Genomic DNA, 6,234 nt, shown 5'->3' with positions numbered 1-6,234 from the left:
GGTCCCCGCGACCGGCGTCCCCGACCCGGCGACGGGTGCCTCCGCAGCCGACGGCGCCCTGTCCGGCGCCCCCGCGGCCCCGCCGGGTCCGGCCGCGCCCGCCGCCCGCAGGTCGGCGATCTCCATGCTGAGGAAGCGCCACCACATGACGCCGAAGAAGACGGCGAACAGCGGCCACTGCAGGCCGTAGCCCACGTTGAGGGCCGAGCCCATCGCCGACCCCGCACGTCCCCACTGCCAGATGGCCAGCCAGGTGCAGGTGACCATCGCGCCGAGTGTGAGGACGTGCCAGACCATCCACCTCGGGGACAGCAGCAGCCGCATCACGCCGACCAGGGTACGCACCCCGGCATGGCGACGGCCGCGCCCCGACGAGCGCTCGGTCACTCGCCCGTCCGGTGGTCCCCCGACCGCCCGGTGGTCCCTCGCCCGCCCGATCGGATCACCTGCCCACGCCCCACCCGCAACCCCGCGATTCGGCCCGCGGAGCCCTCCGACACCCGGTGCGATGATCGGCCCATGACGAGCGGACCGGTCCCGGCACGACCGCGTGGGGCCCTGCGGGACTGGCTGAGCCCGGCGCCCCCGTCCTTCCCGGGCGTCGCCACCGACCCCCGCGAGCGACGGCTGATCGGCCTGGAGATCGCCGTCGTCCTGACCGTGACGCTGGGCCTGTCCGCGGTGCGCAGCGCGCTGTCGCTGCTCGAGGCCCTGCTGAACCCCGCGCCGCTGGCCGACCAGCAGGTCACCCTGAACGCGCCCGCGTCCACCGACGCCTGGATCGACCTCGCGTTCCAGCTGGTCCGCGCGCTGCAGCTGGCCGGATGGGGCGCGCTGGCCGCCTACCTGCTGCTGCGGGCGGGCATCGCGCTGCGCCGGGTCGGGCTCGACGGGCGGCGGCCGTGGCGCGACGCGGCGCACTCCGCGGGCCTGGCCGCGCTGATCGGCCTCCCCGGGCTGGGGCTCTACCTGGTCGGACGGCTCGCCGGGATCACCCCGGACGTCGCGCCCAGCACGCTGACCGACCAGTGGTGGCGGATCCCGGTGCTGGTGCTGTCCGCGGCGGCGAACTCCTGGGCGGAGGAGGTCGTCATGATCGGCTACCTGCTCACCCGGCTGCGGCGGCTCGGCTGGTCGGAGAACCGGTCGGCGTTCGCGGCCGCCGCCCTCCGCGGGTGCTACCACCTCTACCAGGGGATCGGCGCGTTCGTCGGCAACCTCGTCATGGGTCTGGTGTTCGCGCGCTACTGGCAGCGGACGAACCGGCTGTGGCCGCTCGTGGGCGCCCATCTGCTGATCGACGTCGTGGCGTTCGTGGGGTACGCACTGCTCGGTGGCGTGCTTCCGTTCTGACCCGGGAAAGCGGCCCTCACCAGCGGAAAGGTGACCCTGTCCAACTGAGACGGATACCCTTTCTGGAGCCGTTCCAGGAAACGTCGCCAGTCGCTAACCTGGAGGACATGACCGACGAATCGAAGTTCCACGCCCTGCTCCGCGACCAGGTCCGCAGCGAGTTCACCGCCGCCCAGCAGTACCTCGCGATCGCCGTCTGGCTCGACGACGCCGACCTCCCGCAGCTGGCCGCGCACTTCTACGCGCAGGCCGTCGAGGAGCGCAACCACGCGATGATGATGGTCCAGTACCAGCTGGACAACGACCTCACGGCAACCATCCCCTCGGTCGGCGAGGTGCAGAACGACTTCGCCTCGGTCGAGGAGCTCGTGCAGCTCGCGCTGACCCAGGAGAAGCAGGTCACCGAGCAGATCACCACGCTGGCCCGCACCGCCCGCGACGAGGACGACTACCTCGGCGAGCAGTTCCTGCAGTGGTTCCTGAAGGAGCAGGTGGAGGAGGTCGCCTCGATGACGACGCTGCTCACCATCGTCCGCCGCGCCGGCGACGACCTGTTCCACGTCGAGGACTTCGTGGCCCGCGAGCTCGCGCGCGGCGACGCCGCCGACGCGACCGCCCCGGCCGCCGCGGGCGGCGCCCTGTAGGAACCCCTACGTCGGTCCGCCGCGGGCCCCGGCGCTCCTCGCGGGAGCGCCGGGGCCCGCGGCCGTCTAGCGCAGGGTGATCTGCTTGCCCGCGAGCACGTCGCGCGCCCGGTGCTCGGACTCGGTCAGCGGCGTGGAGTCCAGCCCGGCCACCGCCTCGTCGAGCCGCTTCGCGAACTCCGCGGCGGGACCCGCCCACTCCGAGGAGTGCATCTCCCGGTCGACGTCCCAGACCGGCACGAGCAGCCCGTGCGCCCGGAACGACCCGGCGTAGCGGGAACCCTCGCCCAGCTCCAGGCCGCCCTGGCCGGACAGCCGCGCCAGCGCCGCCATCAGCGTCGTCTCGTCCTCGGTCCGCACCCAGCGCACGTGCGCCTTGGACCCGGTGTCGACCCAGTACGCGCCGCGCACGCCGTCGGCGGTGACCGCCTCGGTCGGCATGATCACCGAGTTGGCACGCTCCAGCATCGCCTGGGCCTCGGGGTCCGGGCTCTCCGACGGCAGCCACCACGCGAAGTCGGCGTGCACCGTCGGCTCCAGCGGCGTGCCGGGCTCCAGCACGTCCTGCAGTCGCTCGCCGGTGTGCCGCCCGGCGCCGACGACCGGCAGCGACGATCCCGGCTCGGCCGAGCGCGCCCAGGCGAGCGCCCCGGCCAGGTCGGCCGAGAGGTCCCCGGAGCGGGTCTGGACCTGCATGCCGAGCAGGACCTCGCCGTTGTCGCGCACGATCGCGGCGGACGCGCCCGGCAGCACCGAGGCCAGCGTGACCGGACCGCCGGAGCGGACCGGGAGGGCCGCCGTCGCCGACGGGAGGAACTCCCGCATGGCGACGAGGTCGGGCTCCGCCGCGAGGCCCTCGAACGGCCGGATGACGATCACGTCGTCACCGGCGCCGTGGCAGGCCTTGTACCGCTTGCCGGAGCCGCAGGGGCACGGCCGGCGCGGGTTGTCCCCCGCGTCGGCGGTGCTGGCACGGTTGCGCGTCTTCTTACCCATCGCCGGGCAAGGTAGCGGGTCGTGCATGTCTTCGATCCGGCCGACCCCGGTTTCCTCGCCGACCCCTACCCCGCCTACGCCGCCCTGCGCGCCGCCGGGCCGGTCCACGACCACCCCGGTCTGGGCGTCCCGGTCGCGGTGACGCACGCGGCCTGCTCCGCCGTGCTGCGCGACCGCGGCCTGGGCCGCATCTGGTCCGACGCCGTGCCCGCGGCCGAGCTGGCCGCGTTCAACCTGCTGCACCGCAACTCGCTGCTGGAGCGTGAGGGCGAGCCGCACACCCGGCTGCGACGCCTGGTGGCCTCGGCGTTCGCCCGTGGCCACACCGAGCGGCTGGCCCCGCTGGTGCGGGCGCGGGCCGGGGCCCTGGTGGACGACCTGGTGGCCCGCATCCGCGACGACGTCCCCGCCGACCTGGTGGAGCTCGTCGCCGCACCGCTGCCGGTCGCCGTGATCGCCGACCTGCTCGGCGTGCCGGAGGACCGCCGGGCGCCGCTGCGGGACTGGTCCGACGCGATCGTGCGGATGTACGAGCCCGACCCCGGCGACGACGGCCGTCGCGCGGCCGAGCGGGCGTCGGCCGACTTCACGGCGCTGCTGCGGGAACTGGTCGACGAGCGCCGGTCCGGCCGCGCCGCCCCCGCCGGGGACACCGGCACGGGACCGGACCTGATCACCGACCTGCTCGCCGTCCGGGACGCCGGGTCGCCGTCCGTCCGGCTCGACGAGGACGAGCTCGTCGGCACCGCAGTGCTGCTCCTGATGGCCGGGCACGAGGCGACGGTCAACGTCGTCGGGAACGGCGTGCACGCCCTGCTACGGCACCCGGACCAGTGGCAGCGGCTGCTCGACGACCCCGGACTGGTCGGAACGGCCGTCGAGGAGCTGATCCGCTTCGACGCACCGCTGCAGCTGTTCGAGCGGACCGCCGTCGTCGACACCACGGTGGCCGGCCACCCGGTCCCGGCGGGCACCCGGATCGCGACGCTGCTCGGCGCGGCCGGGCGCGACCCGTCCGTCTTCGGCGACGACGCCGACCGCCTCGACGTCGGCCGCTCCCCCAACCCCCACCTGGGCTTCGGGGCAGGGGTGCACTACTGCCTGGGCGCCCCGCTGGCCCGGCTGGAGATCGCCGAGGTGCTGCGCGCACTGCTGGAACGCCTGCCCGACGCCGTCGTCGACGGCGCGCCGGTCCGGCGGCCACGGTTCGTCATGCGCGGCTGGGCGGAGCTGCGGCTGACCGCCCACACCGTCCGATGAACCGAATGCCGCAATGCTCCGAGAGCCGAACGGTCCATTCCTGGGAGCCGTCGGCGAATTGTCGACGGCGCCGCGCAATCAGCGACGGAAAAGGGACGTCGGGAACGACCGGAACCGACGTCGACGACCATCGGGCGACGTGGTGGAATCGACGACGATGGAATCGTGGTCGGAACTGCTGCGGACCGTTCTCGGCGTGCCGGGGACGGGGTACGCCTGCGTCGCCGACCCCACCACGGGCGAGATCGTCGCGGACGCCGGCGGGCGTGCCGTGCCCGGCCTCGCCGAGGTGCTCGGCTGGGGCGCCGCGCAGGTCGTCGCCGAGGGACCGGTGTTCGAGGACGCGGTGATCACCACCCGGGAGGGCGACCACCACCTCCTGCGGGCGCTGCCCCGCGACGGCGCGGCCACGCTGCTCGCCTACGCCCACCTCGACCGGTCCGGCAGCCCGGTCGCGCTCCTCCGGCGGGCACTGCGCGCACCCGCAACACCCCCGGCGCGGACGGCTCCGCAGGTCACGGCACCTACTGCCGACCCGGCCGCGGCCCCGGCACGTCCGGTGATGCCGGCCCGACCCGCCGCGCCCGTCATGTCGCCGGCCGGGCCCACGGACACCGCACCGGCGACGATCGCGGTACCGAGACCGTCACCGGTACCGGACGCCGAGCGCACCCCGGGACCGGCCGTCCCGCTCCCCCGACGCGCGCCCGGCCCCGCCGAGCCGTCCGAGCCCCCTCCCGCGGCCGGCCGTGACGACGCGCACGCCGGAGCCGTACCCGAGGGCGGCCGGTGGGCCGACGACCTGGGCACCATGGCCCGGATCCTCGCCGCGCTGCGCCGTCTGGACCCGTCGTCGAGCACACGGTGACGACGGGGTGTTGACGCTCCGGAATTGCGCGTTATCGTTGTCCGCCCCGGCGCCGTAAAATACTGAGATCAATTTCCGCGGAATGCGGAACGGGATCGCGGCGCGGGCTCCCCGAGATCGTCGCGGCGGCTGCCGCGCGGAAGGCTCTTGAGATGAACAACATCGATCGTTCCCTGGACATGGCCGCCAACATCAAGGGCGCGTTCGCGGTCGCGATCGTCGACTTCGACAGCGGCATGACCCTGGGGTCGCGCGGGGGCAGCCCCGAGTTCGACCTCGACGTCGCCGCGCCCGGGAACTCCGAGGTCGTCCGGACCAAGCTCGAGGTCATGCAGAAGCTGGGCCTGCGCGAGACCATCGAGGACATCCTGATCACCCTCGACACCCAGTACCACCTGATCCGGATCATCCGCGGCACCGACGAGCAGCTGTTCTTCTACCTCGTACTCAACCGCGCCCAGGCCAACCTGGCGATGGCCCGCCGCGACCTGCGCGTCATCGAGCAGCAGTTCGCGATGACCTCGCCGCAGGCCGGTGCGCCGCAGCAGCAGGGCCAGGCGTTCTTCCCCGCCCAGCGCTGAGGCCCCAGCGACCCACACGACCGATGGGACGTCACCGGCACGCCGTCGCCGTACGCACCGACGGGCTGGCCGCCGTACTGGGGCCGCTGTTCTTCGACCCGCGGATCCGCTCGGCGGCCCTGCTCGACGTGGACAGCGGGATGGTCCTCGACGTCTGCGGGCCCGACACCGCCGTCGGGCGGACGGGCCGGGGCGTCCCCGCGGCCCACGACCACCGCGACGAGGTCCGCGGTGCGGCGCACGCCGAGCTCGTCCGGATCGCGCTGGCTCTCGCCCCGAATGCGGGCGGGCGGCTCGGGCTCGTCCTGGAGGCGGGGCCGGACCGGCACGTGCTGCGCACCGTCGCCGACCCGCACGGCGGGCGGCTGGCCCTGTCGGTGGTCGTGCGCGGCCCCGACCGGGCCGTGCGACGGGTCCGCAAGCTGCTGGAGGAGGTCTCCGACGCCGCGCTGACCGCGGGCCCGTCGACGGCGGTCCGCCCCGGCTCGGCGGGCTGGGCGGCCACGCCCGTCACTCCCGCACCGCCGCCGGC

General features: G+C 74.5%; 7 protein-coding genes and 1 pseudogene. 6 read left to right on the top strand and 2 right to left on the bottom strand.

Annotated features, from left to right (window positions below; all coding sequences use genetic code 11):
• A pseudogene (locus tag NH602_RS26830) lies at positions 1-324 on the bottom strand (hypothetical protein); the annotation flags it as partial.
• 195 nt (positions 325-519) lie between these two features.
• Between NH602_RS26830 and NH602_RS26825 the strand changes: the two are divergent.
• Positions 520-1,353 (top strand): CPBP family intramembrane glutamic endopeptidase, encoded by an 834-nt coding sequence (locus tag NH602_RS26825; protein WP_253069234.1) that lies wholly within the window; start codon positions 520-522, stop codon positions 1,351-1,353.
• Positions 1,354-1,460: 107 nt separating this feature from the next.
• Positions 1,461-1,997, top strand: coding sequence for a ferritin (locus NH602_RS26820; RefSeq protein ID WP_083657986.1), 537 nt, complete (start codon positions 1,461-1,463; stop codon positions 1,995-1,997).
• Positions 1,998-2,063: 66 nt separating this feature from the next.
• Here NH602_RS26820 and NH602_RS26815 read toward each other — a convergent pair whose 3' ends face one another.
• Positions 2,064-2,993: a DUF5926 family protein gene (locus NH602_RS26815; RefSeq protein ID WP_253069233.1), complete on the bottom strand. Its 930-nt coding sequence runs from the start codon at positions 2,991-2,993 to the stop codon at positions 2,064-2,066.
• Positions 2,994-3,014: 21 nt separating this feature from the next.
• On the opposite strand from NH602_RS26815, the gene NH602_RS26810 reads away from it, so the two are divergent.
• The 4 genes from NH602_RS26810 to NH602_RS26795 all read left to right on the top strand — a co-directional run.
• The gene (locus NH602_RS26810; RefSeq protein ID WP_253069232.1) at positions 3,015-4,253 is read left to right on the top strand and encodes a cytochrome P450; all 1,239 of its coding nucleotides are present in this window, start codon (positions 3,015-3,017) and stop codon (positions 4,251-4,253) included.
• Positions 4,254-4,410: 157 nt separating this feature from the next.
• The gene (locus NH602_RS26805) at positions 4,411-5,121 is read left to right on the top strand and encodes a hypothetical protein (protein ID WP_253069231.1); all 711 of its coding nucleotides are present in this window, start codon (positions 4,411-4,413) and stop codon (positions 5,119-5,121) included.
• Positions 5,122-5,273: 152 nt separating this feature from the next.
• Positions 5,274-5,702 carry a hypothetical protein gene (locus tag NH602_RS26800; protein ID WP_253069230.1) on the top strand — a complete coding sequence of 143 codons (429 nt, stop codon included), beginning with the start codon at positions 5,274-5,276 and terminating at the stop codon, positions 5,700-5,702.
• Between the two features lie 23 nt (positions 5,703-5,725).
• The coding region (locus NH602_RS26795; RefSeq protein ID WP_253069229.1) for a hypothetical protein at positions 5,726-6,234 on the top strand (509 nt) is incomplete at its 3' end.

The organism is Pseudonocardia sp. McavD-2-B (assembly GCF_024124365.1).
Classification (GTDB): Bacteria; Actinomycetota; Actinomycetes; order Mycobacteriales; family Pseudonocardiaceae; genus Pseudonocardia; species Pseudonocardia alni.
This window is presented reverse-complemented; position numbering and strand designations above follow the sequence as displayed.

Excerpts from the sequence above, each read along its gene's own strand:
- NH602_RS26825 (WP_253069234.1), top strand. The coding sequence starts at position 520 with ATGACGAGCGGACCGGTCCCGGCACGACCGCGTGGGGCCCTGCGGGAC.
- NH602_RS26820 (WP_083657986.1), top strand. The coding sequence starts at position 1,461 with ATGACCGACGAATCGAAGTTCCACGCCCTGCTCCGCGACCAGGTCCGC.
- NH602_RS26815 (WP_253069233.1), bottom strand. The coding sequence starts at position 2,993 with ATGGGTAAGAAGACGCGCAACCGTGCCAGCACCGCCGACGCGGGGGAC.
- NH602_RS26800 (WP_253069230.1), top strand. The coding sequence starts at position 5,274 with ATGAACAACATCGATCGTTCCCTGGACATGGCCGCCAACATCAAGGGC.
- NH602_RS26805 (WP_253069231.1), top strand. The coding sequence starts at position 4,411 with ATGGAATCGTGGTCGGAACTGCTGCGGACCGTTCTCGGCGTGCCGGGG.